24 protein-coding genes are annotated in these 26,552 nt (G+C 41.8%); 6 read left to right on the top strand and 18 right to left on the bottom strand.

The window, feature by feature from the left end; all coding sequences use genetic code 11:
• Window positions 1-752: 752 nt before the first annotated feature.
• The 5 genes from M3226_RS29255 to M3226_RS29235 form a co-directional block, all read right to left on the bottom strand.
• A complete protein-coding gene (locus M3226_RS29255; RefSeq protein WP_251572783.1) occupies window positions 753-1,517 on the bottom strand; it encodes a M50 family metallopeptidase in 765 nt (254 codons plus the stop codon).
• Window positions 1,518-1,588: 71 nt separating this feature from the next.
• Window positions 1,589-2,266 (bottom strand): PspA/IM30 family protein, encoded by a 678-nt coding sequence (locus M3226_RS29250; protein WP_251572782.1) that lies wholly within the window; start codon window positions 2,264-2,266, stop codon window positions 1,589-1,591.
• A 2-nt stretch (window positions 2,267-2,268) separates the two neighbouring features.
• Entirely contained in the window at window positions 2,269-2,673 is a 405-nt protein-coding gene (locus M3226_RS29245) for a hypothetical protein (RefSeq protein ID WP_251572781.1), read from the bottom strand.
• A 399-nt stretch (window positions 2,674-3,072) separates the two neighbouring features.
• Complete coding sequence (locus M3226_RS29240) at window positions 3,073-4,986, bottom strand: Ig-like domain-containing protein (RefSeq protein WP_251572780.1); 1,914 nt, start codon at window positions 4,984-4,986, stop codon at window positions 3,073-3,075.
• Between the two features lie 139 nt (window positions 4,987-5,125).
• Window positions 5,126-5,890, bottom strand: a complete 765-nt coding sequence (locus M3226_RS29235) for a sulfite exporter TauE/SafE family protein (RefSeq protein ID WP_251572779.1) — start codon at window positions 5,888-5,890, stop codon at window positions 5,126-5,128.
• Between the two features lie 316 nt (window positions 5,891-6,206).
• On the opposite strand from M3226_RS29235, the gene M3226_RS29230 reads away from it, so the two are divergent.
• The 4 genes from M3226_RS29230 (at window position 6,207) to M3226_RS29215 (ending at window position 9,149) form a co-directional block, all read left to right on the top strand.
• The gene (locus M3226_RS29230; RefSeq protein WP_251572778.1) at window positions 6,207-6,935 is read left to right on the top strand and encodes an amino acid ABC transporter ATP-binding protein; all 729 of its coding nucleotides are present in this window, start codon (window positions 6,207-6,209) and stop codon (window positions 6,933-6,935) included.
• Between the two features lie 14 nt (window positions 6,936-6,949).
• The gene (locus M3226_RS29225) at window positions 6,950-7,756 is read left to right on the top strand and encodes a transporter substrate-binding domain-containing protein (protein ID WP_251572777.1); all 807 of its coding nucleotides are present in this window, start codon (window positions 6,950-6,952) and stop codon (window positions 7,754-7,756) included.
• A gap of 79 nt (window positions 7,757-7,835) precedes the next feature.
• Complete coding sequence (locus tag M3226_RS29220) at window positions 7,836-8,474, top strand: amino acid ABC transporter permease (RefSeq protein WP_251572776.1); 639 nt, start codon at window positions 7,836-7,838, stop codon at window positions 8,472-8,474.
• Window positions 8,475-8,486: 12 nt separating this feature from the next.
• Complete coding sequence (locus M3226_RS29215; protein WP_251572775.1) at window positions 8,487-9,149, top strand: amino acid ABC transporter permease; 663 nt, start codon at window positions 8,487-8,489, stop codon at window positions 9,147-9,149.
• A 56-nt stretch (window positions 9,150-9,205) separates the two neighbouring features.
• Here M3226_RS29215 and M3226_RS29210 read toward each other — a convergent pair whose 3' ends face one another.
• The 3 genes from M3226_RS29210 to M3226_RS29200 all read right to left on the bottom strand — a co-directional run bounded on the left by M3226_RS29210 (window position 9,206) and on the right by M3226_RS29200 (window position 11,264).
• The gene (locus M3226_RS29210) at window positions 9,206-9,505 is read right to left on the bottom strand and encodes an MTH1187 family thiamine-binding protein (protein WP_251572773.1); all 300 of its coding nucleotides are present in this window, start codon (window positions 9,503-9,505) and stop codon (window positions 9,206-9,208) included.
• A gap of 73 nt (window positions 9,506-9,578) precedes the next feature.
• Window positions 9,579-10,004, bottom strand: a complete 426-nt coding sequence (locus M3226_RS29205) for a CBS domain-containing protein (RefSeq protein ID WP_251572771.1) — start codon at window positions 10,002-10,004, stop codon at window positions 9,579-9,581.
• A gap of 297 nt (window positions 10,005-10,301) precedes the next feature.
• Window positions 10,302-11,264, bottom strand: coding sequence for a bile acid:sodium symporter family protein (locus M3226_RS29200; protein ID WP_251572769.1), 963 nt, complete (start codon window positions 11,262-11,264; stop codon window positions 10,302-10,304).
• A 231-nt stretch (window positions 11,265-11,495) separates the two neighbouring features.
• Here M3226_RS29200 and M3226_RS29195 point away from each other — a divergent pair, with 231 nt between their 5' ends.
• Complete coding sequence (locus M3226_RS29195) at window positions 11,496-12,599, top strand: 5-methyltetrahydropteroyltriglutamate--homocysteine S-methyltransferase (RefSeq protein WP_251572767.1); 1,104 nt, start codon at window positions 11,496-11,498, stop codon at window positions 12,597-12,599.
• Between the two features lie 107 nt (window positions 12,600-12,706).
• Here the strand turns inward: M3226_RS29195 and M3226_RS29190 are convergent, their stop codons facing one another.
• From M3226_RS29190 to M3226_RS29145, 10 genes are all read right to left on the bottom strand, one after another.
• Window positions 12,707-13,852, bottom strand: a complete 1,146-nt coding sequence (locus tag M3226_RS29190; RefSeq protein ID WP_251572765.1) for a glycerate kinase family protein — start codon at window positions 13,850-13,852, stop codon at window positions 12,707-12,709.
• A 5-nt stretch (window positions 13,853-13,857) separates the two neighbouring features.
• Window positions 13,858-15,534, bottom strand: coding sequence for a sugar phosphorylase (locus M3226_RS29185; protein WP_251572784.1), 1,677 nt, complete (start codon window positions 15,532-15,534; stop codon window positions 13,858-13,860).
• Window positions 15,535-15,602: 68 nt separating this feature from the next.
• Window positions 15,603-16,265, bottom strand: coding sequence for a beta-phosphoglucomutase (gene pgmB, locus M3226_RS29180; protein WP_251572763.1), 663 nt, complete (start codon window positions 16,263-16,265; stop codon window positions 15,603-15,605).
• Between the two features lie 13 nt (window positions 16,266-16,278).
• A complete protein-coding gene (locus M3226_RS29175) occupies window positions 16,279-18,501 on the bottom strand; it encodes a glycoside hydrolase family 65 protein (protein WP_251572761.1) in 2,223 nt (740 codons plus the stop codon).
• Window positions 18,498-19,532: a Gfo/Idh/MocA family protein gene (locus tag M3226_RS29170; RefSeq protein ID WP_251572759.1), complete on the bottom strand. Its 1,035-nt coding sequence runs from the start codon at window positions 19,530-19,532 to the stop codon at window positions 18,498-18,500. Before M3226_RS29170 ends, M3226_RS29175 begins: the two co-directional genes overlap by 4 nt.
• Window positions 19,533-19,550: 18 nt before the next feature.
• Window positions 19,551-20,345 carry a sugar phosphate isomerase/epimerase family protein gene (locus tag M3226_RS29165; protein WP_251572756.1) on the bottom strand — a complete coding sequence of 265 codons (795 nt, stop codon included), beginning with the start codon at window positions 20,343-20,345 and terminating at the stop codon, window positions 19,551-19,553.
• A gap of 57 nt (window positions 20,346-20,402) precedes the next feature.
• Window positions 20,403-21,461, bottom strand: coding sequence for a zinc-dependent alcohol dehydrogenase (locus M3226_RS29160; RefSeq protein ID WP_251572754.1), 1,059 nt, complete (start codon window positions 21,459-21,461; stop codon window positions 20,403-20,405).
• A 64-nt stretch (window positions 21,462-21,525) separates the two neighbouring features.
• Entirely contained in the window at window positions 21,526-22,374 is an 849-nt protein-coding gene (locus M3226_RS29155) for a carbohydrate ABC transporter permease (protein ID WP_374110705.1), read from the bottom strand.
• A gap of 5 nt (window positions 22,375-22,379) precedes the next feature.
• Entirely contained in the window at window positions 22,380-23,249 is an 870-nt protein-coding gene (locus M3226_RS29150; RefSeq protein ID WP_251572751.1) for a carbohydrate ABC transporter permease, read from the bottom strand.
• 203 nt (window positions 23,250-23,452) lie between these two features.
• Window positions 23,453-24,757 carry an ABC transporter substrate-binding protein gene (locus tag M3226_RS29145; protein WP_251572749.1) on the bottom strand — a complete coding sequence of 435 codons (1,305 nt, stop codon included), beginning with the start codon at window positions 24,755-24,757 and terminating at the stop codon, window positions 23,453-23,455.
• A 458-nt stretch (window positions 24,758-25,215) separates the two neighbouring features.
• Here M3226_RS29145 and M3226_RS29140 point away from each other — a divergent pair, with 458 nt between their 5' ends.
• Window positions 25,216-26,232, top strand: a complete 1,017-nt coding sequence (locus tag M3226_RS29140; RefSeq protein WP_251572747.1) for a LacI family DNA-binding transcriptional regulator — start codon at window positions 25,216-25,218, stop codon at window positions 26,230-26,232.
• Window positions 26,233-26,552: the final 320 nt, after the last annotated feature.

Raw genomic sequence — 26,552 nt, 5'->3', positions numbered from 1 at the left:
TTGCCCTCCAGGCTATCATGCCCGCCCCTCAATGTAAATTCGAAATAGCGTAGTCCACTTACGATAATTATGAGCGTTGCGAAAAATTTCATTGTTGATAATTTTACACAATTTAATGGACTTGACTTCAATTAGCCTGATTGACTACACAACTACCTCATTTTCCACCTGCTCAGTCGTCAATTAGCCTGATTGACTACCCAACTACCTCATTTTCCACCTGCTCAGTCGTCTATAAGCCTGATTGACTACCCAACTACCTCATTTTCCACCTGCTCAGTCGTCAATTAGCCTGATTGACTACACAACTACCTCATTTTCCACCTGCTAGGTCGTCAATTAGCCTGATTGACTACCCAACTACCTCATTTTTCACCTGCTCGGTCGTCAATTAGCCTGATTGACTACACAACTACCTTATTTTTCACCTGCTCGGTCGTCTATAAGCCTGATTGACTACACAACTACCTCGTTTTCCACTTGCTCGGTCGTCTATAAGCCTGATTGACTACACAACTACCTCATTTTCCACTTGCTCAGTCGTCAATAAGCCTGATTGACTACCCAACTACCTCGTTTTTCACCTGCTCGGTCGTCAATAAAATCTATCAACCTTCTACCTTTGTTATTCTTTAATAGCATCATTATATACGTGGATAAAATATACACCTATTACAAAAAATCGGCCTGTTCTCTTTTCAAAAACAGCCCGATCATGCGAGATGAGATTATCATACTATTTTAGTGATCCCCTACTGCTTCAAACTCCCACTAACTGTAGACCAAATAACATCCTTCGCAGCAAGAAGTTGATTTGGTAGATCCATATCCAAACTAAATGGAAGACTAATAAAATTAAGGGCAAAAAAGCAGCCAGCTAAAATGGTCTGTCCAAACAGAATAACACCCAAAACAACCGCTGGGATAAACTTCGTTTGAACCAGTGCCGCCCTCCTCTTCGGATTGCTTCTCGACATAAAAGCTTGCCTGCACACCTGAACCGCACCAATCATCGATTGAACAAATAGAACCGATGCCAGGAAAATACCAATATGAACGAGTAACGTTTCGAAGTTAATATTGACAGGTAAAACCAAAACACTTTCATAACGGAAATAGACCGGCAAAACCAATAAAACTACAGTTGAAAGGCCCCATAATACCCCATAGGCATTGCGAATCCACAACAATAAGGCAACAACACTAAGCCCTAAATACAAATAAATCACCAAATGATAGTGGCCTTTCAATACTAAATAAAGCATTCCAATCGCTGCCACCGAAGCGCCCGTATAACCTGCATACGAAATAAGCGCTCTTTTAAATGGTGAAGCAGCACTCCCCGTTGTCTGTCCTGAACCATCCCAATAAAGATGAATTTTACTACCCTCCAAACAAGCACTGATCACGAGATTAACTAAGTTATGAAAGTGGGCAAAATAGGCCCTTAAAAAGGGAAGCATGCTCCCCACCAAAGCTGCACCCAAATAAATCAAAATCAACGTTGTCGTATTCAATGTACATCCTCCTCTCTTTGCCAGATAGAAAGAAAAGCACCAGCCCTATAAGGCGGTGCTCCTCCCTTGAATTATAATGCGGCCACTTTTTCCTTATCACCCTTTAACTTTTCAAGTTCCTTATTCAGCTCTTCATCGCTCACATAATTGTCATATGCTGCATCGAACTGAGCTAATGAAGTTGCAAACTGGTTGCCTGCTTGTACTTCGGCTTCCATCATTAAGATTTTTTCTTCGGCACGGGCCACTCCTCTAGCAATATCATCCGTATTGAAAGAAACCGTTACTTTCTGGATTTGTTTCATCGACTGAGCCACATTCGCACGTGATGCTAGTAAAATTTTCTTCTGTTGCATTTGGTTATAGGTTTCCTTGAGCTGGTCCAATTTTTCAACAAGGATTTGTGTTTGTCCCTTAATCGAAGCTAATTGATCAACATATACTTGTAACTGGTTTTCTTTGCTGAGCTTTTCCTGCACAGCTAGTTTTGCCATTGCCTCGTTACCTTGCTCAAGTGCCAGCTTCGCCTGACGTGTACGCTTGTCCACTAATGATTTGGTCTCAGAAATGAGTGCCGCTTGTTTTTTCTCTACAAAAATTTGTCGAGCTAGAGCATTCTGACCTTTGACAATTTCTTGTTCCATTTCCCTAGAATACTCATTCAGCATTGCAATTGGATCTTCAATCCCATCTAGTAAACCGTTAATTTCTGCCATTGTAATTGTTTTTAATCGTTTAAAAATACCCATTTTTATTCATTCTCCTTTTTAGTTAAAATCGTTTTTTCCCATTGATCCAAAATGGTAGCATTTTGGTTTGTTACTGGAATATGTGAACCTGCAAGTGATGTGTCAATAAACTGCTGCATCGAAGAAGTTTTCGATTTCTTTCTTAGCCATCTTACTAGTAGAACTAGAACTGCTAGTCCAATAATAAGAAACAGCCAAGGGAATTCGCCCCCATGGTGTGCACCATTCATCATCTGGTGATGATCGAAGCCGCCATACTGCCGCATTCCACCAGGACCATGTTCACCACGTGGACCTCTAGCAAAAGCACTGCCGCCTCCTAATAGGAAGTGGATTACGTTGATCACTAGCACTGTCGAGGCAATGATGACTCCCCAGAAAATACCCTTTTTTGCTTTTGTATTCATCTCTTTTTTCCTCCTTTCGTTACCTGATGTAATGAATATTAATAGAGAATGGTGAAAACTTGGTGAAAAGAGGAAACTATTTTTAAAATATAAGAAAAGCGTAAGGCGCCCGCCTATCGGCGACAAGCACAAGACGAGCCGGCTGAAAGGTTGTTCTTTAACCTTTTGGACCGATTGATCTAAATGTGGAGGCGACTGTTCTGGGGCGTCTTATGACTCGAGTCCCAAGGAGCCGCAACTGGATAAGCTTGTGACCTCCAGCCGATGGCGCCTGGAGCTGGACAATTCTCGAAGTCGAAATTTATTCTTTCTTATCTTTGAAAAAAAAAGAAGACTGTTTTCACAAAGAAAACAGCCTTCTTTTACTTGATAGGAGCACTACTAAACTTACCCCTTGTTTCAATACACGGTTACAGTTCTTGTTGCGCTTACCTTTCCATATGCATCTTTGGCATATACATATAGTTTAGTTCCTGCCCGTTGCTTTGAAATATTCAATTTATAATCTCCATAGGCATTTGCCTTTGTCGTATATGTCTTTGTCCCAATTTTAATAACTACTGTTACATTTTTCTCGGTTTTCCCAGTCACGGCTGTAGAATAATACCTGACAGTATTCACAGTCGGCATGTTCGGCGCAACACGAATCACTGCAGTACTTCTTGGGGCACTTATACGGCCTGCGCTGTCTTTAGCAGTGACGGAAAGGCTCATCCCTGTATTTTGTACGGGTATGGCCACTTTATAGTTCCCATATTTATCGGCTTTTGCAGTGTAAGATTTTCCCGCGATGACGACCGCCACTGTTACATTTGCTTCTGTTTTCCCCGTCACAGTCACAGCTTTATTATTAACTGTGTTCACACTTGGTATATTCGGAGCTGCTTTTACGACTGTAAGGGTCCTAGCCGCCCCAATATTTCCTGCACTGTCTTTCGCTGATACCGAAATCTTGGTAGCTGCATTTTGTACCGGAATGACAACTTTGAAATTTCCGGTTCCGTCCACCTTTTTACTATAGGCTTTCCCAGCGATGGTCACAGTCACGGTTGCATTCGCCTCTGTTTTCCCTGATAGTTCTGAAGACTTATTAGTCACAGAATTCACTGTCGGGGCTACTGGGGCTGTTTTATCTGCTACTACGATTGTTACAGAAGGACTTAGCGCGTTCAGTTGATCCTTATACAAGATCGTCAGCTTTGTTCCAGCTTTTTGAACAGGAATGGAAGCCTTAAAAGATTTGTTTGCATTAGCCATGGCACTGCCAATCAACTTATTTCCATTCATGATTTGTACTAAGGCATTTGCCGGTGCTGTACCAGATACAGCTGCATCATTATCATCCACAGGACTGATAACAGGAGATTCTAGTTTTTTTATAATATAAGCAGAGGGAATATAACCAACTAGTTTTTGATCCTCGGTTTTGACTGGGTACCAGACAAATTGGTTTAAACTGCTTATATTTTGGTCATATTTAAAATCCCCGTTAATGATTAGCGTTGTATTTTTTGCCAACAGTTTTAAAATTGGTGAATTCTGCGTAGTAGGTTTTGACCTTAAATTCACCTCACCTATTGTGACTACCTTGTTCCCAGTTTGAAAAAGAGACATAGAAGCATGCATCTGGTCAGTAAGAGTATACTGCAGCTTATTAAACAAGATATTTTCAGCACTGCCTGATTTATATACAAAGTCAGCTGTACTGAAAGGGTACTGCCCTAGTTTGGTATTATCTAAGAAACTGTTTTGTTCAATTTTGGTAAAGACTTCTTCCTGGTATGCGTCCGCATTTCTACTCCCATCTTTCTGAACGAAAGGACTGTTTATGGGCTTTGTCCCATTGTAAGCCATAACTGGAAAGTACCAATTTTCAATGACCTCTGGGCCCGCTTCTTTTATTTTAGGAAGATCTTTACGCTGATACATGCTACTTAGAATATCAACGCCAGCCTGGATATTGTAGATGATATCATCTTTCAATCTCTGCTGATCATAGCTTGATTGATTGGTAATTTGCATGATCCCAATTCCGCTGTCCGGGGTAATTAAAGGCTTGCCACTATCAAATTGCCGCAAGCCGCTTTCTTGTACAGCGACAGCTTTTACTACTTCCGGAGGAATGTTTGCTGCTAAAGCCGCATTTGTCAGCAAGCAGTTGATGTACTGAAAAGATGGATTTTGATTAGGCATTAATGCCCCAAATGATGCACATTTAGCTGGCCATGTCATCTCCGCAGAAGCATTTTCATGGGTCCAAACCGGGAGTATGAAACAGGTTAAAAGGAATACTTTTAAAAGGATGGATCTCATTCTTTGAATCTCCTATCTATTTATTTCCAATATTTATATAGTTTATTTTATCATGATAGATTATCATTTTGGTATAATTTAGGTAGAAGTCTATTAAAAAGAAAAAAAGAGAGGTGCTGGTACACTTCTCTAAACAGAATTAGATTAACTTTATCCCACTAACAAAAATCAATACCGCCACCACCGCCCGCAGCGGTCTTGTCGGAACCTTTGCAGAAATCGTACTGCCTATTAATACCCCGGGAATCGAGCCGATGAGTAAATTCCCTACCAGCATATAGTTAACCGAACCAAAACCAATGTGAAGCAATCCTGCAACTGTGACTAGAAAAAAGGCATGCGTAATATCCGTACCAACCATCTCGGATGTCTTCATTTTATAAAGATAAATCATCGCCACAGCGAACAAAGAACCTGATCCTAATGACGTAAGTCCGACAATAAATCCAAAGATGCAACCGATGAGGATGGTTAGCCCCTTTTTCTCACTCAAAGGTTTGGCTTGTATGCGATTAGGCCGTAGTCTTTTTTCAAAAAACGTTTTAAAGATGATAGCTAATGAAACAAATATGAGAACATAGCCAAGGGCATTGCGAATGATCTGTTCCTGATTGTGGTAAGAAGCTTCAAAGAAATGAAGGGCCATAATCGCAATCGCGGCACTCGGGATACTTCCAATCGCTAGATACTTCACCATTTGGAGATTGACCGTTTTTTGTTTCCAATGTCCAAATACACCAAAAAGTTTTGTAATGGAGTTATAAACAAGGTCTGTCCCAACCGCAATCGAAGGATTCACCCCTATTAAAATTAGCACAGGAGTTAGAAGCGCTGCCCCGCCCACTCCAGTTAACCCTACCAAAAAGCCGACCAATAAACCCATCAATGCAATCCCTATACTCATATCGATCTCACGCCCAATCCTAATTCCAAGTATTTATATAGGATTATATAGTTTTGTTATCATCTTGTAAACAAACTTTTTACTAGATTCTGAAAATTATCCCTAATGAACGCATATTTTTTCGAATAATAAAAAGGAACACAGCTTGCCCTCGTCACCATTTCATCCGCTGCCACTTAAAACTTTTTCTCAGTCTCGGTCTGACCTCCTAAAAAAACAAGTAAATTAGTCCTAGTTTAATTAAGACAAGGTTTGAATATAAATTAGTGAATCCTATAATTTTCCATATATTATAAGTTTTTATTAGGAGGTCACAATGATCGTATTTAATCAGGTAAATAAGTTCTACGGGGATTTCCATGTCTTAAAAGATATTAATCTGACAATCAAGCAAGGGGAAGTCGTCGTAGTAATAGGCCCTTCTGGTTCAGGAAAAAGTACCTTACTCCGCTGTATCAATCAATTGGAAAAAATTTCCGACGGGACACTCACCGTTAATGGGGTATCAGTCAGGGATAAAAAAACAGATATCAATAGGCTAAGGCGCAATATAGGCATGGTTTTTCAGCATTTTAATTTATATCCTCACAAAACCGTCCTTGAGAATATCATTCTTGCTCCCATGAAAGTATTAGGCCAACCCGAATCTGAGGCGAAGGATACAGCCAGACATTATCTCGATAAGGTAGGGATTTTAGATAAGGCTGAAGCTTATCCTTCCCAACTTTCCGGAGGACAGCAGCAGCGTGTAGCCATAGCTCGCGGCCTTGCAATGAAACCAAAAATCATGCTTTTCGACGAACCCACCTCCGCTCTTGATCCCGAAATGATTGGGGAGGTTCTAGATGTGATGAAAGCCCTGGCCAAAGAAGGGATGACGATGGTCGTAGTAACCCACGAGATGGGCTTTGCCAGAGAAGTGGCAGACCGAATCGTATTTATGGATGAGGGGCGAATTTTAGAAGAGGCAGTTCCGGCTGAGTTTTATGAGAATCCGCGTGAAGAACGGGCTCGCTTATTTCTCAGTCGTATATTAAATCATTAATTGGAGGTAAGGAAATGTTCAAAACAAAAAATTTCGTAAAAATGGCGGTAGTATCAATAATGGCTGCCATTTTTCTTGCTGGCTGCGGCGGGGACAAGGACTCTAAGGGCAACAGCAAGGATGTTCTTGCCCAAATCAAGGAACATAAAAAAATCGTGTTTGGAGTCAAAAATGACACTCGTTTGTTTGGATTGAAAAATCCTTCGACAGGTGAGGTGGAAGGATTCGATATTGATCTTTCCAAAGCATTGGCGGAAGAAATGTTTGGCAAGGATGTTAAGCCTGAGTACGTGGAGGTTACTTCAAAAACCAGGGTTGGCCTCCTCAATAATGGTAAGGTGGATGCGGTAGTCGCTACAATGACCATCACGGAAGAACGTAAAAAAGAAGTCGATTTTACGGATGTTTATTTTCAAGCTGGGCAATCCTTACTTGTGAAAAAAGGCAGCAAGATTCAGAGCATTAAAGATTTGAAAAAAGGCACGAAGGTGCTTGCGGTTAAAGGCTCGACATCTGCGATCAATATTCGTGAAAAAGCTCCTGAAACAACAGTACTGGAATACGAAAACTATGCCGAAGCCTTTACAGCCTTAAAAGCAGGTAAGGGTGATGCTCTGACAACAGATGATGCCATCCTTTATGGAATGGCAGAAGAAGATCCGTCATTTGAACTGGTCGGAGGAACGTTCACAGAAGAGCCTTACGGGATCGCTGTTAAAAAAGGCAATAAAGAGCTTGTCGATGCGTTGAATAAGGCATTAAAAAGCCTGAAGGATTCAGGAAAGTACGATGAAATTAAGGATAAATGGATTAAAAATTAATAATTGATACCGGGTTTCTCGTCAGGATGGGCAGTGGGTTTCCAGACCTGCTCATCCTGATTCATGAGGAGGAGATCGTTTGCTGGATTTCTCGATACTTACCACTCATATAGATTCGTTTTTGCAAGGATTAAAAATAACCATTATTTCCAGTTTAATCGCTTTATTAGGCAGCTTTATTTTGGGAACACTTCTTGCTGTCATGCGGATTGCCCCGTTTAAATCTCTTAACTGGATTGGTACGGCATATGTTGAATTTATTCGGAATATACCTGTACTCGTTATTGTGTTTTTCACTTATTTGTCTGGAAACCTTGGCGGGATGGCTGCGGGAACCATCGGATTGACCATCTATACAGCGGCTTTCATAGCGGAAGCAATCCGTGCCGGAATCATGTCGGTAGCTAGAGGGCAAATGGAAGCGGCCCGCTCTACAGGACTAAGTTACGGCCAGGCCATGAGAATGGTTATCCTCCCCCAGGCGATCAAGATCGTCATCCCTCCTCTTGGCAACCAATTTATCAATTTAGTTAAAAATTCATCATTGCTGGCAGTCGTTGCAGGTGGGGATTTAATGTATCAGGGGGACCTAATTTCTGCAAAGACCTACGTAACCTTTGATACCTATGTTTTTGTTGCTTTATTTTATTTAATTTTAACGATCCCTTTAAGTCTTGGTGTAGGGTTTTTAGAAAAACGCATGGCTAGAAGTAATTGAGGAGGTGCCTAGATGGATGTTCTAGCACCGTTCATGGAAGTTTATAACCCGGACAATTTAAAATTTTTGCTCGAAGGATTTGCTGTCACCCTTAAGGTCGCTGCCATTTCAATTGTGCTCAGCTTCATGATTGGCGGTCTTATTGGCACTCTCAGATATGCACGGATCCCTGTTGTATCTCCAGTACTTGCCGTGGTTGTCGAGACGATTCGTAATCTTCCTTTGCTGCTGATCATTTTCTTCGCCTATTTTGCCTTGCCCGAAATCGGGATCGAAATGGAAATAACGACTGCAGCGATCGCAGCGTTGACGGTTTTTGAATCAGCCATGCTGTCTGAAATTATCCGAAGCGGTTTAAATTCGATTGAAAAAGGACAGATTGAAGCAGCACGTGCGTCTGGACTGAACTACCTCCAGACCTTACGCTATATCATCTTGCCCCAAGCTCTGAGAAGAATGGTTCCACCTATTGTCAGTCAATTTATTTCTCTGCTTAAAGATACATCGTTAGCCGTCGTGATTGCATTGCCGGATTTATTGCACAATGGACAAATTATTTACGCGCAAAAGGGATCATATGTGATACCTGTTTTTGTCATTGTAGCGTTCATGTATTTTATCGTAAATTATGCTTTGTCACTTGTTGCACGAAGGTTAGAAATAAAACAAACATAAGAAATCCGGCTCCTAAATTGGGCCGGATTTCTTTCTCTTGTCTGGTTTTAAAAAAACTATTCTAACTCTTTTTGAACTGTGTCTATTTGGTGATCCATATTCATTTGTTTATCTGTCCGATGATCTATACTAATATTGGTCACAATCCTTTCCGGACCATTTGAAATAGCTTTTTGATGGATCTCTTTGGCAACTTCCCATAAATGGTCAATATCGCCTTCTACAACTGTTGAAGTAGGAGTCAACTCATACTTTAAATCATTTTCCTCAATGATACGGACAGCATTTGTAACCTGTGTACTAAAACTGGGAGAATCTGTTCCGATTGGAACAATACTAATTTCTAGTAACGGCATTACTTTCACTCCTAAGTTAGTTTTTTTTCATGAATCCATTCAAATGGAAACTTTGAACTTTCTCAGAAGTGCTTTATTTATTAGGTTCGGATGGAACCGAGATATCTTTAAGGGCCTCCCCTGCCTTTTCACTCGACTGATTATTTACAGCTAAATCACCAAGAGAGACCATTCCCACCAACTTTTCATTTTCCACTATAGGAAGGCGGCGAATTTGTTCGTGTGACATTATTTTTGCAGCTTCCTCAATGGACATATCTTTGGTACCTTTTACTACCATATCTGTGATTAATTTAGAAACGGGTGATTCTTCCGAAAGGTCGTTTGCTAATCCCTTTATCACTAAATCGCGGTCGGTAATGATGCCCACTAATTTTTCATTTTCACAAACTGGGATCACACCTACATCCAGTTCTTTCATCTTAATCGCTACTTCTTTACAAGTACTTTCAGGAGTACAGCAATCAATATCGGTTGTCATTACACTAGCAACATTCATTTTAATGCCTCCTTTGTTAGTCTTGTTTGTGACATACCCGGCCTATTTTATTGTTAAACCTGATTATTCTTTAAAAACCAATATCTATTCTAAGGAAATTGGATTTTATTCCTAATAGGAGAGGCGGATTCTACCTAATTCAGCTAGAATTCTACAAAATAAGAAGGAAATTCTACGAAATCGCGGATGATTTTACTTAATTCAGCCGGAATTCTGCGAAAACCAGAACTTATTCTACAAAAATTGGAAATAAATCTCCATCCCATCAAAAAACCCCCCAGCTGGGAGGTTTATAGATTATGCTATATGCTTGCTACCTTCCGCGTTTTCATTCTTATCTTTCATCCGGCTAAAAATATTCGCCAAAACTGAACCAGATAAATTATGCCAAACACTGAAAATCGCACTAGGTACAGCTGCTAATGGCGAGAAGTGAGCCGTTGCGATTGCCACTCCTAAACCGGAATTCTGCATGCCGACTTCCATTGCGACAGCCTTCTGTTTCGCAAGATCCATCCCGCATAAACGGGCAAAGAAAAATCCAATCAAGAATCCTAACAGATTGTGAAGAATAACCACTCCAAAAATGAGCAAACCAGTTTCCGCAATCTTCGCCGCACTGCCTGCTACAACCGCGGAGACAATTAGCACAATCGCAATAACAGATACTAGCGGCAATGCTTTGGCACCGGCCTTCGCCTGTTTCCCAAAGAACTTTTTAATAATAAAGCCAAGCGCCAATGGAACAATGACAACTTGTACAATCGATAGGAATAAAGACGCCACACTAACATTCACCCATTTACTCGCAAACAGAAGAATAAGCAACGGTGTGACAATTGGTGCTAGAATCGTAGAAACAGAGGCAATCGCAACTGCGAGCGCTACATTTCCTCTTGCTAGAAACACCATAACATTTGAAGCCGTTCCGCTCGGGCAGCATCCTACTAAAATAACGCCCACAGCAACTTCTTTTGGTAAATCAAGACCGACCGCCAATATAAACGCTAAGAGCGGCATGATGATAAAGTGACCGATGACCCCTAACGCCACTTCTTTTGGTCTTCTAAAAACTTCTTTAAAATCCGATAACTCCAGTGTCAGCCCCATGCCGAACATAACAATTCCTAATAAAGGAACAATATATCCTCCCAGCCACACAAAGTGAGCTGGAAAATTAAAAGCAACAACAGCAAAGATTAATACCCATAATGTAAAGGTCTTTCCGGCAAATCCGCTGATTTTCTCGATGACTCCCATAATATAATCCCCCTAAATTATTTCGTTTTTCCAAATAATCAATATTTTAATATATTAGTATAAATATTTAAAAAAATCAATATTTTCTATACAATAATTATTTTTCGGAAAAACATTGCAAAATGCAAAGGCTTACAGCTTTTAAGAGGATTTTTAGTAGATATTTCAATTGTGCATTTTTCAAAAATTTTCTATATAATTAAAATTATATTTTTTAAAGGAGCAGATAAAATGACAAAAACACTTACTAGAGCACCCTTCAAAGCCGACCATGTCGGAAGCTTCCTGCGTCCGGAACGTCTAAAGCAAGCACGTCTTCAAAAAGAAAACGGAGAAATCACAGCCGAACAGCTGCGTGCCATTGAAGATGAAGAGATCATTAAATTAGTAGAAAAACAAAAAGAAGTAGGTCTTTCAGCTGTAACCGATGGAGAATTGCGCCGTGCCTGGTGGCATTTCGACTTCCTAGCAGGATTAGAAGGCGTAGAGCTTTATGAAGCTGAGTCAGGTATTCAATTTAATGGTGTTCAAACAAGAGCACACGGAATAAAAGTAACGGGTAAACTAGACTTCGGTCAGCATCCATTTATCGAAGACTATAAATTCTTGGACAGTATCAAAGGTGACCACGTTGCGAAATTCACGATCCCAAGTCCAAATATGCTCTTCTTTAGAGGGGTTATTGAGGAAGCGGCATATCCAAACAAAGATGAGTTCTTTGATGATTTAATTAAGGCTTACCAAAAAGCAATTCAAGCATTTTATGATGCAGGCTGCCGTTATTTGCAATTAGATGATACTTCTTGGGCTGTTTTCTTCTCAGAGAAAGGCCAGCAGCAAATTGCCGACAAAGGCTATACACCAGAAGAGTTAATTAAAATTTTCACTCGTGCCATCAATGAATCGATTGCCAACAAACCAGAAGATATGGTGATCACGATGCATATCTGCCGCGGAAACTTTAAATCTACATACACAGCTAGCGGCGGTTATGATAATGCTTCAGAATATATCTTTGGTGAATTAAAGGTAGATGGCTTATTCCTTGAGTTTGATGATGAGCGCTCTGGCGGCTTTACTCCGCTACAACACGTGAACCGTAAGGATTTACAGATAGTTCTTGGACTGATTACATCTAAGTTTGGTGAATTAGAGGATCCTGAGCTAATCAAAACACGTATTGCTGAAGCAGCGAAGTATGTAGATTTAGATCAACTCTGCCTAAGCCCGCAATGTGGATTCTCTTCCACTGAAGAAGGCAACCTACTAACAGAAGAACAGCAATGGGATAAAGTTAGACATGTGATTTCTATTGCGAATGATGTATGGAAATAAATTAATAATTACCACGACAAACACCCACTGGAAAGTGGGTTTTTTTGGGAGTATGGGGACGGTTCTCTTGCTTCTGAAGCAGAAGAACCGTCCCCATGCTTACCTACTTATCTCTGAACTCCTACAATCACGTTTGCAATTTGCTGGGCTTTGACTTCAAGCTGAAGAGAGGTAACCTCTGGGTTAAGGGCTTCTTCTAGGGTATGGCACTGCGTTTGAATTGAAAATACGCCGTTGAGGTATTTATTGACTTCTTCCAGGTTGGTATCAATTCTTCCCGCAATCCCAATGACAGGTTTTCCATATTTCCTCGCAAGCTTGGCGATTCCGAACGGCACCTTGCCCATCATCGACTGGTTATCAAGGCTTCCCTCTCCAGTAATCACGACATCGGCCGACTTTATTTTATCCTCTAGGCCGGTTAGCTCCATCACTAGCTCCACCCCGGACCGAATCGACCCTCTCAACGGACCGACAATGGCTCCACCTAAACCTCCGGCGGCGCCAGCCCCGGCCACTTCTTGAACATCAACATCATAGTTCTCCTTAATCAAAGCAGAAAACCGTTGCAATGCGCTATCTAAGACAACGATCTCGTCCTCACTGGCCCCTTTTTGCCTACCAAAGATATGGGCCGCACCATTTGGTCCATAAAATGGGTTCGTCACATCACTAGCCGCGATAAAGGTACAATCCTCAACCCCAGGCAGTACATTCCGATCCGAAAAAGTGGCCACCTGTAATAACGGATTTGCCTCGGCCCCGATGTGTTCTCCTTTTTCATCAAAGAACTCCCAGCCTAAAGCCTGGAGCATGCCGATTCCACCGTCGTTGGTGGCACTTCCTCCCAGTGAAAGAATAAAGTGGCGATAACCTTTGTCGATAGCATCCTTAATCTGCTCGCCAAACCCATAAGTGTTGGTGACCATCGGATTCCGTAATTCCGTTGGAACAAGAGGCAACCCACTGCTCCTTGCACATTCGATAAAAACAAATTCTTTATCTTCTTGACTAAAAACAACATAACTAGTCGTTATTTTTTCCATGAGGGGAGAATGAACTTGCACCTCAATCTCCTGCCCTTTTCCACCATGAAGGAGTGCATCAATCGTTCCCTCTCCACCGTCAGCCATGGGAGAAATGACCACCTGGGCATCTGGCATCGCCCGTAAGGTACCTTTTTCTACACATTTCCCTACTTCTAATGAAGAAAGTGAATCCTTGAAGGAATCTGTCGCAATCAAAAAATTCATTCTTCTCACCTTACCCATACAAATTGGTACGGCTCAAGCGTAATTTGGGAATCGATCTCTCTACCTGTTAACAGGTCACGACCCTTGATCCCAATTTCCGCTACTACCGGTTGCGAATCAACATTGACGATGAAGAAAACTTCATCCCCAGTTGTATCATTGCGACGCTTCAAGGCAAATAAGTTCGAACCAAGGTCTACCACTGTTTGCGGTGCATACGGCGAGAAGGCGCTTTGCTGCTGGCGAATGGAAATCATCTTCCGTAATCCTTGGAAGATACCCTGGCGACGTGGATTTTCCACTAACTCTCTCGTAATCTCAGCAAACTCAAGCTTTTCACGGTTGATACGGCGATTAATGCCTGATGCTTCTAGACCTTCATAATCATTTTCTGAACCTAGCAAAGAGTGGTAGTAAATCGCAGGTACACCCATCACTGATAAAAGAATCGAGTGAGCTGCAAGCATCTTTTTCACCGCTAATTCTTCTGTATCATCTTCCCCCTTATTAATTAAGGCGTTGGAGTAGTTGATATTCATTTCATAGACAGACTGGCTGCCATCGGTATTCGTCTTATAGGAAATCCTTCCGCCGTTTTCAACGACCTTATCGACTAATCTTTGTTTCTCTTCTTCTGTTAAAATACCTTCTGTTGGGCGCATGCCAATTCCGTCATGGCTGGCAAGGAAATTAAAGTACGTGGCCTCATTTGACACCTTGCCAATCGTCTGTGCCCAGGAAGACAGCTTCGTCGCATCATGAGTAGTCATCGTATGCAGGACAAGCGGCGGCAGAGAAAACTGATAGACCATATGCGCTTCATTCGTACCATCACCAAAGTAGCTGATGTTTTCCTGATGCGGCACATTCGTTTCCGTAATAATCTGCGTATTCGGCTTGAAATGATTTAACACATCGCGCCACAGTTGAATGATCGCATGGGCTTCCGGTAAATGCATGGAAGAGGTACCTGATTCCTTCCAGATGAATCCAATTGCATCCAAACGAATGCTGGACGCTCCTTTATGTGCATAGGATAGTAAAATTTCCGTTGTTTCAACCAGAACAGGGAAATGACGGAAGTTCAAATCCACTTGGTCCTCACTGAACGTAGTCCAAGCTGTCTTCACCCCATCCTTCCCCTCATACTCATGGAAAAGCGGCGATGTTCTTGGGCGAACCACATTCTCAGTGTTAAACTCTGGGTCCTTCGGAATGAAATATCCCTGATATTTTTCCTCCCCGTTGAGGTAGCCTTGGAACCACTCACTTGATTTGGAGATATGGTTGGCGACAAAGTCGTACATCAGCCTGTAATCACTAGACATGTTTTTGATATGGTCCCATTTCCCTAACTCTGGGTTAATCTCGTTATAATCGACAACGGAAAAACCATCATCAGACGTGTAAGGGAACATTGGCAGCAAATGAACATCAGTGATCGTATCCTCAACTTCCTTTTTTAAAAACTGATGCAATGTTTCTAACGTCGGTTTCCCCTGCTCGAAAATACTGTCACCATACGTGATTAAATAAACATTTTTCTCAGAAGGGGCATCAATCTTGTCCCATTGTTCCTTCTCCCATTGATCAATCAACTTCCGAAACTGATCTAAAAAGCTTTCCTGATATTCTTCTTTATAAATACTCTTCAGTTTCTGTTCTATTTTTGTAAGGATCATCACATCTTCATCTCCTAAATCTCTTTATAAAAAGGCTGTAGATCATGTCTACAGCGTTAAATTAAAATCTATTCATATTCTGCCTTTATTTTTCCCCATAGAAGCTCTGCTGTTCTATCAACCTTGTAATCTGCATTGGCAAGGTTCCGGCCAACGGCTACGGCAAACATTCCGCTCGCTTTAATCGCTTCGATCCCAGCTTGCGCATCCTCGATTCCAATTGAATACTCAGGGTCGGCACCCAGTCCTTTGCAGGCCGTTAAAAAGATTTCTGGGTCTGGCTTGGATTTACTAATCTTCGCTGCATCCGCAACATAATCAAGAGCATCTTCAAGCTGTAATGCCTTTAATACCGTTCCAGCATTCTTCGAAACGGACGCAAGCCCTATCGGAAGCCCCTCTTCCTTAATAGCAGCAATCAATTCCGGGATGCCCGGCAATATATCGTCAGGTGTTAATTCTGTTAAAAATTCACAGTAATGAGCATTCTTCTTAGCCGCCATTTCTTCCTTTTGTGTCAGACTAAAGTCGTTTTGGCGGTTGCCCTCCCGTAAAATCAACTCAAGGGAATCCATTCGGCTGACCCCTTTCAACCGTTCATTAAACTCTTCATCAATGAAGATACCGAGCTCTTCGGCCAGCTGTTTCCAAGCAAGAAAGTGAAAATGGGCCGTATCCGTGATCACCCCATCTAAATCAAACACAACCGCCTCAATCCGTTTGTTCTCCATCACTCCACCCCTTTTAGTTCGTCATCGGTACTTCAAGCCGGTCACACAGCTTGAATATGTCACCATTTATATTAATTTCCAATTCAGGTCCTGAAAGTTTAGTAATCTCGCATACTTGTTTTGTCAGCTTGAATTCAAGCGTTCTCCCTTGATAAGTTAGCGGGAACTTTAGCTCGGTCCAGTTTTCCGGAAGCTTAGGATCTAAAGCCAGCCGGTCCAAACCTATTTTCAAATTCGCAAAACCAAACATCGCCGCCAGCCAAATGGCCCCTAGTGATGCAGCATGAAGTCCTTCGTCTGATGAATGCGGATTCGGTCCCAAATCGATTAAACAAGCTTCCTGGAAAAAGCGGTATGCCGCTTCATCATCATCACAGCGGGCAGCCACAATCGCGTGGATCGCCTTGCTTAGGGAAGAATCGTGAATCGTATGGTCCTCGTAATAGAAAAGGTTTTTCATGACGACTTCATTGGAAAACGAATCCGGGAACAGATAGAGCAGCATGACAAGATCGGCCTGCTTGAGAATCTGCATTTCATTGACTTCCTGGCGCGAATAATCTAGTAAAATCGCTTGGCTTCCCTGCTTTTGTTTATAAGGAGTCAAGTCAATCGCTGGTTTCGTTAAGAATGTATCGTCCTGTGGAATAATCATCTCGTCATTTGGCTTTTGCAAATACAGACGTTTTAAAAAGTCCCGTCCCTGCTCGATTATTGATGAATCGACATCTCCATATTGCTCCATAAAATAAAGGGCTTGTTCTACATTGTAATAGGCCATATAATTCGTATAAGCATTGTTATTGATGTGCTCCGTATACTCGTCCGGCCCGATTACATCATGGATGGAAAGCCGTTCCCCTTCATCCACGGTTCGACTGATCCAAAAACGTGCTGTTTCTTTAAGCAGAGCAAGGCCTTCATTTTTCATAAACTCTTCATCTATCGTATTCTCGTAATACTGAACAACAGCAAAGGCGATGTCAGCCACGATATGATGCTCAGCAAGGGCGGAAGCCACTTTTTGGCGAGTTCCAGTTCGAATATTGATGGCCGCATACTCTGGTGTCTCCTCTTTTCCTGTAAAGGCGCTTTCCCATGGGAATAAAGCTCCCTGATAACCATTTTGCACAGCTTTTTCCTGTGCCTCCCGTAAATGCTTGTAACGATACAGTAACAGCTTTTTCGCGGTTTCCGGCTCGGTGTAAAGATGGAACGGAGCAAGGAAAATTTCCGTATCCCAGAAAACATGCCCTTTATATCCTTCACCAGTAAGACCTTTGGCACCGATACTGAAGCGATCATCATGGGCCGGGGTCATGATCTCCATATGATAGAGAGCAAAATCCATCGCCGTCTGATCAAACTCATCTGTTGATGTGATTATAATCCTCTTCTGTTCCCAAAATTCCTTCCATGCTGCAGCGGATCTTTTTAGTAAATCCTCATACTGCTGTAAGGCTATCGCTTGAACCGCTTCCAAACTAACGGTTTCGGGACGATCGCATTCATGAGAAGTATAAACCGTGCTTAATTTTTCAAACACGAATGGTTCATCCTTCGCCACTTCCTGCGAAATGGCGGCCAGCAGCTGGCGGTTTTTCGCTGAGAACGTCTTCTTGCTATGTTCAGGTATATGGAAGCTTGAACCAACCGCCACCGTTACGCCTGATTCAGTCGTTTTATAAACACCCTGAATGATTTCTTCATTAAATACTCGGACACTTTCCTCGATTAAATGCTGTTTTCCGAAGTTTGTTTGCTGAGCATTGATTCCGGTCACAATTTTAACTGCGGCTGGTTGATCTAAGCTGATAAGAGTTAATTTAGATGCAATAACATGCAAGTCATGCTTGGCAACAAAGCGCTGCAACAGAAGCTCATAGCGGGCACCTGTTTTACTCTTCCAGACTACCTCCCGCCGCAATTCACCAGTTTCGAACTGAAGCGACCGTTCATAAGAAAGGACCTCACCATCAAGCAGGGAAAACGGCTGTCCGTCGATTTCAATCACGATTCCGGTAATGTCCGGTAAATTGACCAGCTCTGAAGGTTCATTAGCTGTCGCCTTATTGTAGACCCCTGCCACATACATTCCTCGGGTTTGACCGGTATAGTCCTCCTCATGAGTACCGCGGATACCTAAGTAACCATTTCCCAATGCTAGCAAACTCGAATACTTATTCAGATAATGTACATCAAATCCATGTTCATATATTCCCCGTTTTTTATTCATAGGGTTACACTTTCCCCTTTTTCAGCAGATTGATACAATGCTTCGATAAGCTGTTGGATGACGTATCCTTGCCTTCCGTCGGCGACCATCACGTCTTTTCCTAAGCAGCGATCAACAAAGGCTTCCATACTTTTTGGATGACGGTCAGCGTCAGCGGTTTTTCTATCCAAAAGATAGACAAGCTCGCCGCCTTCATCTGTATAGATCTGTGCTGGAAAAAGAGTAGCACCAGCCTCGTCGCCGCAAAATTCTACGTTCATGATCGAAGTATCCTTAATATTTAAGGCAAAAGAGGTTTCAAGCTGTATTAAACCTCCGCCTTCAAGCTCAATAAAACCAAATAAGGAATCCTCAACCTCATATTTGTTCGGGTCCCATTCACCCAATGTGCCTTTTGATTTTTTCGTCCCAATCTTTTGGTACATTTTCGCTGACACACGCTTAATTTTTGGAAATCCAAGTACATATAGGGCAGCATCAAGCATATGCGCTCCAAGATCAATCAGCGGACCGCCTCCCTGGACTTCCTTATCCGTAAAACTGCCCCAGCCAGGAATTCCGCAGCGCCGTAAGGCTTTTACCTTCGTTACATAAACATCCCCGAGTATGCCTTCCTTCACCTTATCATGGAGAATTGTGACATCGTCAGCAAAGCGATGGTGGAAATCATAAGCGAGCAGACAGCCATTCGCTTCCGCTGCGTCCCGCATCTGTTTTGCTTCCGCCGCCGATATGGCCGGTGGTTTTTCGCAGATCACATCGCAGCCATGGGCGATGGCAAGCAGAACATTCTCACAATGGAAGCGATTCGGTGTACAGACACTGACGATATCCGGCTTGACGGCAGCATGCATTTCTTCAGCATTCGTAAAGTATTGGGGGATGCCATTGCGCTCAGCAAAGTCCTTCACCCGTTCTGGATTAGGACCAACAACGGCAGCCAATTCTAGTTCTTCGCGTGTTTGATAATAGGAGACATGAACTTTTTCCGCTACCTGTCCGGCTCCAATGATGGCCACTTTCTTTTTCAAAGCAACTGCCAGCCTCCTTTAACGTGATGCTTCTCTTAGATGTGCTAATGCCTGTTTGTATTCAGCTTTAGGATCATTTCCACGGATTCGGCATTCAAGTGTCAGAAATCCGTCATATCCATCCTCTTTTAGCTGGTCAAAGTGTTTCTTAAAGTCAATCGAGCCGCTGCCTGGCTGATAACGGTGATTATCGGCTAAATGGATATGGCCAATTAAGTCACGGTTTTCGTGTAAAGCTTTTGAGATGCCGTCCTCTTCGATATTCATATGATAAAAATCCGCGATGATTTTTACATGCTTCAACTTGTTTTCTTCAATATAGCTTCGGGCATCGGCCAACGTATTAATCATATGATCTTGGTAACGATTCAATGGCTCAAGGAAAATCGTCGTCCCTGTTTCTTCCGCCACCTTGTCCAAATAAAGGAGAGAATCCGTTACCGCCTTGCGGTCACCCTCTTGACTGCGCGGAGACTGCATCGGCGGGAGTCGATACGTGAACATTCCCCAAGCTGCCGGCACGACGATTCCCTTTCCGCCTACCTGCTGCAGCGCTTCGAGGATTTGTTTAATTTCCGCCAATCCATTCTCCCTGCGCTCTTCAATAAAATCACCAATCCAGCCATTATATCCCCCACAGGCAGTAGTAACCGGGATTCCTGTTTCGGCGATTGCTTCCTTTACCTCTTCTAAATGGTCAACCAACAGCTTCCCGTCGATTTCAAAGCCGTCAAATCCTACTTCCTTGAGATAACGAAACTTTCCCTTAATATCCTCTGGAAAAAACGCCTGGTTCTGTGTGCCAATTTTCATTACCGATTCCTCCTAGGGTGTATTCAGAAGCCGTCCAAACAGGACGGCTATATGTGTTTACTTTTTATACTCGATTCCCATTTTAATGCTTAGCTCAGGGTGCTTATCGATGTATTCCATATAGGACTCAGCACTCTCTTCAAAGCGGACAACCGGATCAATGATATCGACACAATTTAAATAACCGTTCATTAATAATTCCCAGCAAGTCGCTTCAATTCGCTTGCGGTTCCAGCGAGGATAATCTGGATTTGGTTCACTCGCCGCACGTGAGAAGACAATCTTTGCATTGTTGAAATGAGCTTCCCTACCTAAATTCAAGCCCTCAGGGAATGGCTTTGTAAAAGCAACATAGGAGATAATTCCGCCATATGCGATTCCCTTTAACGCAGACTGAAGGGCTGCAACGTTTCCACTTGTTTCAATAATGGAATCCGCTCCGAGCTTGTTGGTTAGTCTTTTCACTTCATAGCCAACATCCGTAGAGATTGGATCCAAACAGAAATCGGCACCATTTCTTAAGGCGATGTCACGGCGCTTTTCTAAAGGATCTACCCCAATAACGATGCTTGCTCCTGCTTTTTTTGCAAGCTGAATGGCTATTTGACCGATCGCACCTAATCCCACAACAACGACATAATCTCCGGCACGAACATTGGCATCACGGACTCCGCTTAACGCGAACTGAGCCGGATCGTAGCAAACCGCGTTTTGCCATTTTGCACCTTCTGGCATCTTGAGCAGGCGGTGGTTATCGACTGCATTGGCAATGACTGTTTCCATGATGGGACCATACGTACAAACCGTTTCGCCGATTTCATAATCGGTTACCTCATTGCCTTTTTCGACAATTTTACCGACAACCATGTTTCCAAGCTGGAATTCACCAAAGACGATCCCAGGTGCAGCTCCTTCTTCACGAGGCATAAACATGCGCCACTTTTCATCGAAATATTCATCGATAAACGGCGTGATCCCACGGAAGTCAATGACCTCGGTACCATGTTTTGGCGAAGCAAACTCAACATCAATTCTTACCTCATTTGCTTGTAACGCACGATCTTCATATTCCACTAACGCAGCGACTCTTGGTGCTGCAGCAATAAGTTTTTTCATAGTAACAACCTCTTTCAATAGTATGATGTAAGCGGGGGAAGCACCCCCACTGGTTGAGCTTTTTTTACCCTTTAACGCCGCCTTCTGTCGCACCGCCCTTAATGAAGTGGTCAGAAAGAGCATACATGATGACAACCGGTAAGGCTGTAATAAGTGACGCTGCCATCATCCTTCCCCAAACATAATCAGGGGTACTGAACAATGTGTTTAATCCGATTGGCAGGGTGAAGTTAACTGAATCTGATAAGAAAATCGACGCAAACAAGTAATCGTTCCACGAAACCATAAACGAATAAACAAACACAGAGATAATCCCAGATACCGATAACGGAATAATAATATAGAAGATAATCTGAATTCGGTTTAAGCCATCGATTGAAGCTGCTTCTTCCAGATCATCCGGAATCGTATCAAAGTAACTTTTTAACATAAAAATCGCAGTCGGCAAGGTCTGAACAATCATTGTTATCACAAGCGCTGTTTTCGTATCGTATAGGCCAAGACCTGAAATGATTTTGAACAAAGGTACAACAAGCAAAATCCCAGAAAACATATACACGGTATAGAAGCTTGCATTAATGGTTGTTCTACCGGTAAACTTCAGCCTCGACAAGGCATAGGCACCGAATATCCCAATTAATACCGCGATTGTAGATGCCGTAAGGGAAACGGCTAAGCTGTTTTTAAAATAAGACAGAAACGGAAAAATATCAGGGTTAAAAATATCGATATAATGCTTCAATGTCCAATCCTTCGGCAGCATGGTCGGACTGGTGGACACCGCTTCCTTCGACGATTTAAAGGATGTCATCAGCATGACAAAGAAAGGAAATAAACTAACGATTAATAGCGCAATCAGTGCCGTGTAAAAGCCAACCTTCCTAACTGTCTTTACCTTTTTGGTACTTGCCATCGCCATTAGTATTTCACCCGCTTTCGTGTTGCTATAATTACAATAGAAAGAATAATAAACAGAATGACTGAAATCGAAGCAGCTTTACCAAGGTCATTGAAAGCAAATGCTGTTTTATACAGGTAAATACCTAGTATGTTCACTTTGTTTGTCAGCAGATAAACATCGGTGAACATATAGAACAACCAGATCGAACGAAGTGTAACAACGGTGATTAACACCGGCATAATCGCTGGAAGCGTAACGATCTTAAATTTGTTCCAGGCAGATGCCCCATCAATTTCGGCTGCTTCATAAATACTAGAATCAATGGTTTGAAGTATCGCCAAGAAAGAAATAAAAGCGTAAGGAAAGTATCTCCAGATGGCAAATAACACAACTAGGATAAAACTGCTCACTGGTTTATCAAACCAAAGCGGCGCCTTGTCAAATAGCCCAAGGACATCTACACCCAAATAATTGATGACACCATAGCTGTTATTGAACATGTACTTCCATGCAAACACTAAAGAAATAGACGGAGTAACATAGGATAAGATGATCAATGAACGTGCCAGCTTCCGAAATTTGAATGGCCGGTTAAAGAAGATGGCCACACCTAATCCCAGCGCTGTACTTCCGGCTACGGCAAGTATCATGTATAAAAGCGTTATTCCCAATGATTTAAGAAACGCCACGTCAGTTAAAATGTCTGTGTAATGCTTCAACCCGACAAATGTGGCATCCAGCCTCGGATTGATCGGTAGATCTAAAAAGCTGATTTGAATATTTGAAATCATCGGATAGGCAACAAGCAACAGTACTAAGAAGATACTTGGAAATAGCAGAACAAGTGCCAATTTCAAATCTGATTTCTCTCTCTTTATCGCTTTCATGGTTTCCCTCCCTAAAAAGTCATCTTGTTTTTGAACCACCTGAGCAGGAAGGAGGAACAGTAAAACTGTTTACAAATCAGGAAGGCAACTTTCCACAGCCACTAACTTTTAAACATCTTTACTGTTCCTAAAACTCCCTAAGGTAATGGTTTTAGTTTGGATAGCGGCGGGAAGGTGCTCAGGATCCCGCCACCAGAAAAAATTTACTTTTTGTCTAAAATCTCTTGAATGGACTTGCTCGCTGTTTTTAACTCACTGTTAATGCTCTTTCCACCAACCGTAATCCCATTGACCATTTTTGGGATAGCACCAGAGCTAGTGATATCACCCATTTCCAAGAAGTTCTTACCATCTACTAATCCAAACACTTGAATATCGTTATAAGATGCTGCTATTTCATTCGATAGTTCACCAAAAGCTTTCACTACCTCGTTTGATTGATATTTTTCGTTCTCAATGACCTGCTTGCTGACAGGCTGTGCTCCTCCTGGAGACATTAAAACCCAATCTGTCATGTTTTCTGGCTGTGCCATAAATTCTACGAACTTTTCTGCTGCCTTTTTCTGGTCATCTTCCAGGCCAGAAGAAATCGTTAAGGCTGAAACGGTTCCAAATACGGCTTTTGTTTTTTGAGTTGGGATCGCAAAGCCAATATTAGCGGCATTTCCTTCCTCAAATACAGCTGGAAGAAGATAAGTAGAGTAAACCGCCATTGGTGCGGATCCGTTCATGAACGCATCTTTTACTTCGGTAACATCATTAGATCCTGGCATGGTGTATTTAGATAATTCTTGATAGAAAGTTAGTGCTTCCTTCATTTCTGTCGAGTTAACAGCTAACTTTCCTTTGCCATCAAGAATATTGGCATTGTTTGATAACGCGAATTGAGAGAACGCCTGCTCGGAGAAACCACCTTCAACTGTCGGGATAGCAATTCCGTACTTTTTGTTCTTTTCATCTGTAAACGCTTTAGCAATTGCTAACACATCGTCCCAATTCTTTGGTTCTTGAAATCCTTTTGCAGCAAGCATTTCTTTGTTATACCAAATCCCTTGAACCCATCCGCTGATTGGTACACCTGTATAGCTTTTTCCATCCTCAGTTTTTACTAATTTCAATGCACCCTCGTAAAAATTCTCTTTGCCAGCTTTCGCGAGGACCGATTTAACAGATCCTTTGTCTATTAATTGATCTTTATCCATTACCTTCGCGTAATCCTGTCCCACTTCCAAAACGGCAGGAAGTTTGCCAGCACTTGCTAACGTAACAATCTTCGTATTATAGGAATCTTCTTCAACTGGAACCTGCTTAATTTTGATATCAGGATTTTCTTTTTCAAATTTTGCAACCAGTTTATCAATAACTGCTAAACGTTCCTGTTCAACGGAAGAATGCATGAACTCAATCGTAACTTTTCCACTGCCATCTGCTTTCTCTCCCCCACCGCAAGCGGTCAAAGCCGCAATGACTAGAAGCATCATAAATAAGTAGAGTCCTTTTTTTATCATTGATCCTGCCTCCTCGCAGAAAATATATTTTTAATGAATGGTTGTCCGTAATCGGTTTCATAAAAGTAAAAATAAATGTCGGTTTTTAGTATTTCACTACGACAAAAATGTAATCCCTCCCCGTGGTACCGCTCCCACAAACGGTAAAAAAATATAAAGTTTCTAGATTCATTTACGTGGTACCGCTCCCAGTTCATTAAAAAAAAAGAGAGTGAAAGGTATGGTACCGCTCCCACAAGGTAAATATAGTACAGAAAATATAATCTGTCAACCGAACAATTATATATTTCAATTTTAAAAAAACAAGTTGATTGATTCCGTTTTCATCTCTATAATGTATCGTGTATTGCTCCCACTTATAAGTAACTCCTACGAATTGATATATCCAATAGTGTAAACGGATCTACTTCCGTTTATTTTGACAAAAAAACAATTCCATTTGGAGAGGAGGGAGTTTTTTGGGCTACACCATATATGATATTGCCCGGGCGGCAAATGTTTCAAAATCAACTGTATCCCGAGTGCTGAATAACCAAACTAATATCTCAGATGAAGCACGTGAGCGCGTCATGAGAGCCATTGAACAATTAAATTATCAGCCCAGTAAGTTAGCAAGGGCACTTTCCTCCGGATTTGATGCGGTTATGGTCGTATCACGGTCAGCAAAAACAACCACACACAACCCCTTTTTCGCTGATATCCTGCAAACCATAGCGGAAAAAGCAGAGGAAGAAAACTTTGATGTGATTTTGCAGACATCTAAAAATAGCAAGGACGAACTCGAAAAGTGCATAGCCAAAATCCGCGGAAAAATGATTAAAGGGATTATCATGCTAAGTTCACCAGCTAAAGAGGACTTTCTTAAACAGCTGGATCTTTTTAATATACCGATAGTTGTCATTGGAAAAGTAGAAGGTGATTTTCAAAATATCTTCTCAGTTGATACGGATAACTTTCAGGATAGCTATGATTTAACTAAATATCTAATTGAACAAGGTCATCAGGATATTGCCTGCTTGCATTCACCATTAGACTATCATGTCTCTATTGACAGGCTTGAGGGCTATAAAGCCTGTATGAATGATTATGGTTTACCACTTCGGAAGGAATGGGTGATCGACAGCGGTTATACCCTTGATTCAGGAAGTTTGGCAGCTAAACAGCTGTTCGCCACTAAACAGCGCCCAACAGCCGTGTTTGCGACAGATGATTTAAAAGTCGTGAGTGTCTATAAAACAGCTTCAGAACTGAACATTACCATCCCGAAAGAACTTTCGATCACGGGCTACAGTAATATGGGGCATACCTCATTTCTTACCCCGGCCTTGACCTGTATAGAAATACCAGTCCGAGAACTAGGAAAGGCTGGAGCTGCCATCCTGTTCTCTAAAATAAAAGAAAATAACGTACTGACAGCACAGACGGTCATAGAAACAAAGAAAATCGTTCGGAATTCTGTTTTAAAAAGAGAGTAATACATTAAAACCCTTCATCTAAAAAAATAACGGGTTCCCTTTTGAGGTGCAAACATTGCAAATCGCATCCTATTTTTTGTCACTACTATCAATGGAATTCTCTGATTAAATAACATCAATAAATGCAAAGAAGGGATAGCTTAAAGGCTATCCCTTAAATTCTCTATCGACTACCTATAATTAAATAAATTTAATCACTAGTGTTGCGTTAATTAAATTTCAATATTAAAAACACTCTAAATCTTCACTAATTTTATTTTGTGCAAAGAAAAAGTCCTTTATAATGAATAAGTCAGGTGGTAACCCGTCCAAATCCACTA

It is taken from the genome of Neobacillus cucumis, assembly GCF_023715505.1.
This window is presented reverse-complemented; position numbering and strand designations above follow the sequence as displayed.

What these genes read in the sequence shown, in the direction of transcription:
- M3226_RS29250 (WP_251572782.1), bottom strand. Translation starts at nt 2,266, where the DNA reads ATGGGTATTTTTAAACGATTAAAAACAATTACAATGGCAGAAATTAAC.
- M3226_RS29245 (WP_251572781.1), bottom strand. Translation starts at nt 2,673, where the DNA reads ATGAATACAAAAGCAAAAAAGGGTATTTTCTGGGGAGTCATCATTGCC.
- M3226_RS29240 (WP_251572780.1), bottom strand. Translation starts at nt 4,986, where the DNA reads ATGAGATCCATCCTTTTAAAAGTATTCCTTTTAACCTGTTTCATACTC.
- M3226_RS29235 (WP_251572779.1), bottom strand. Translation starts at nt 5,890, where the DNA reads ATGAGTATAGGGATTGCATTGATGGGTTTATTGGTCGGCTTTTTGGTA.
- M3226_RS29230 (WP_251572778.1), top strand. Translation starts at nt 6,207, where the DNA reads ATGATCGTATTTAATCAGGTAAATAAGTTCTACGGGGATTTCCATGTC.
- M3226_RS29225 (WP_251572777.1), top strand. Translation starts at nt 6,950, where the DNA reads ATGTTCAAAACAAAAAATTTCGTAAAAATGGCGGTAGTATCAATAATG.
- M3226_RS29215 (WP_251572775.1), top strand. Translation starts at nt 8,487, where the DNA reads ATGGATGTTCTAGCACCGTTCATGGAAGTTTATAACCCGGACAATTTA.
- M3226_RS29210 (WP_251572773.1), bottom strand. Translation starts at nt 9,505, where the DNA reads ATGCCGTTACTAGAAATTAGTATTGTTCCAATCGGAACAGATTCTCCC.
- M3226_RS29205 (WP_251572771.1), bottom strand. Translation starts at nt 10,004, where the DNA reads ATGAATGTTGCTAGTGTAATGACAACCGATATTGATTGCTGTACTCCT.
- M3226_RS29200 (WP_251572769.1), bottom strand. Translation starts at nt 11,264, where the DNA reads ATGGGAGTCATCGAGAAAATCAGCGGATTTGCCGGAAAGACCTTTACA.
- M3226_RS29195 (WP_251572767.1), top strand. Translation starts at nt 11,496, where the DNA reads ATGACAAAAACACTTACTAGAGCACCCTTCAAAGCCGACCATGTCGGA.
- M3226_RS29190 (WP_251572765.1), bottom strand. Translation starts at nt 13,852, where the DNA reads ATGAATTTTTTGATTGCGACAGATTCCTTCAAGGATTCACTTTCTTCA.
- M3226_RS29185 (WP_251572784.1), bottom strand. Translation starts at nt 15,534, where the DNA reads ATGATCCTTACAAAAATAGAACAGAAACTGAAGAGTATTTATAAAGAA.
- pgmB (WP_251572763.1), bottom strand. Translation starts at nt 16,265, where the DNA reads ATGGAGAACAAACGGATTGAGGCGGTTGTGTTTGATTTAGATGGGGTG.
- M3226_RS29175 (WP_251572761.1), bottom strand. Translation starts at nt 18,501, where the DNA reads ATGAATAAAAAACGGGGAATATATGAACATGGATTTGATGTACATTAT.
- M3226_RS29165 (WP_251572756.1), bottom strand. Translation starts at nt 20,345, where the DNA reads ATGAAAATTGGCACACAGAACCAGGCGTTTTTTCCAGAGGATATTAAG.
- M3226_RS29160 (WP_251572754.1), bottom strand. Translation starts at nt 21,461, where the DNA reads ATGAAAAAACTTATTGCTGCAGCACCAAGAGTCGCTGCGTTAGTGGAA.
- M3226_RS29155 (WP_374110705.1), bottom strand. Translation starts at nt 22,374, where the DNA reads ATGGCAAGTACCAAAAAGGTAAAGACAGTTAGGAAGGTTGGCTTTTAC.
- M3226_RS29150 (WP_251572751.1), bottom strand. Translation starts at nt 23,249, where the DNA reads ATGAAAGCGATAAAGAGAGAGAAATCAGATTTGAAATTGGCACTTGTT.
- M3226_RS29145 (WP_251572749.1), bottom strand. Translation starts at nt 24,757, where the DNA reads ATGATAAAAAAAGGACTCTACTTATTTATGATGCTTCTAGTCATTGCG.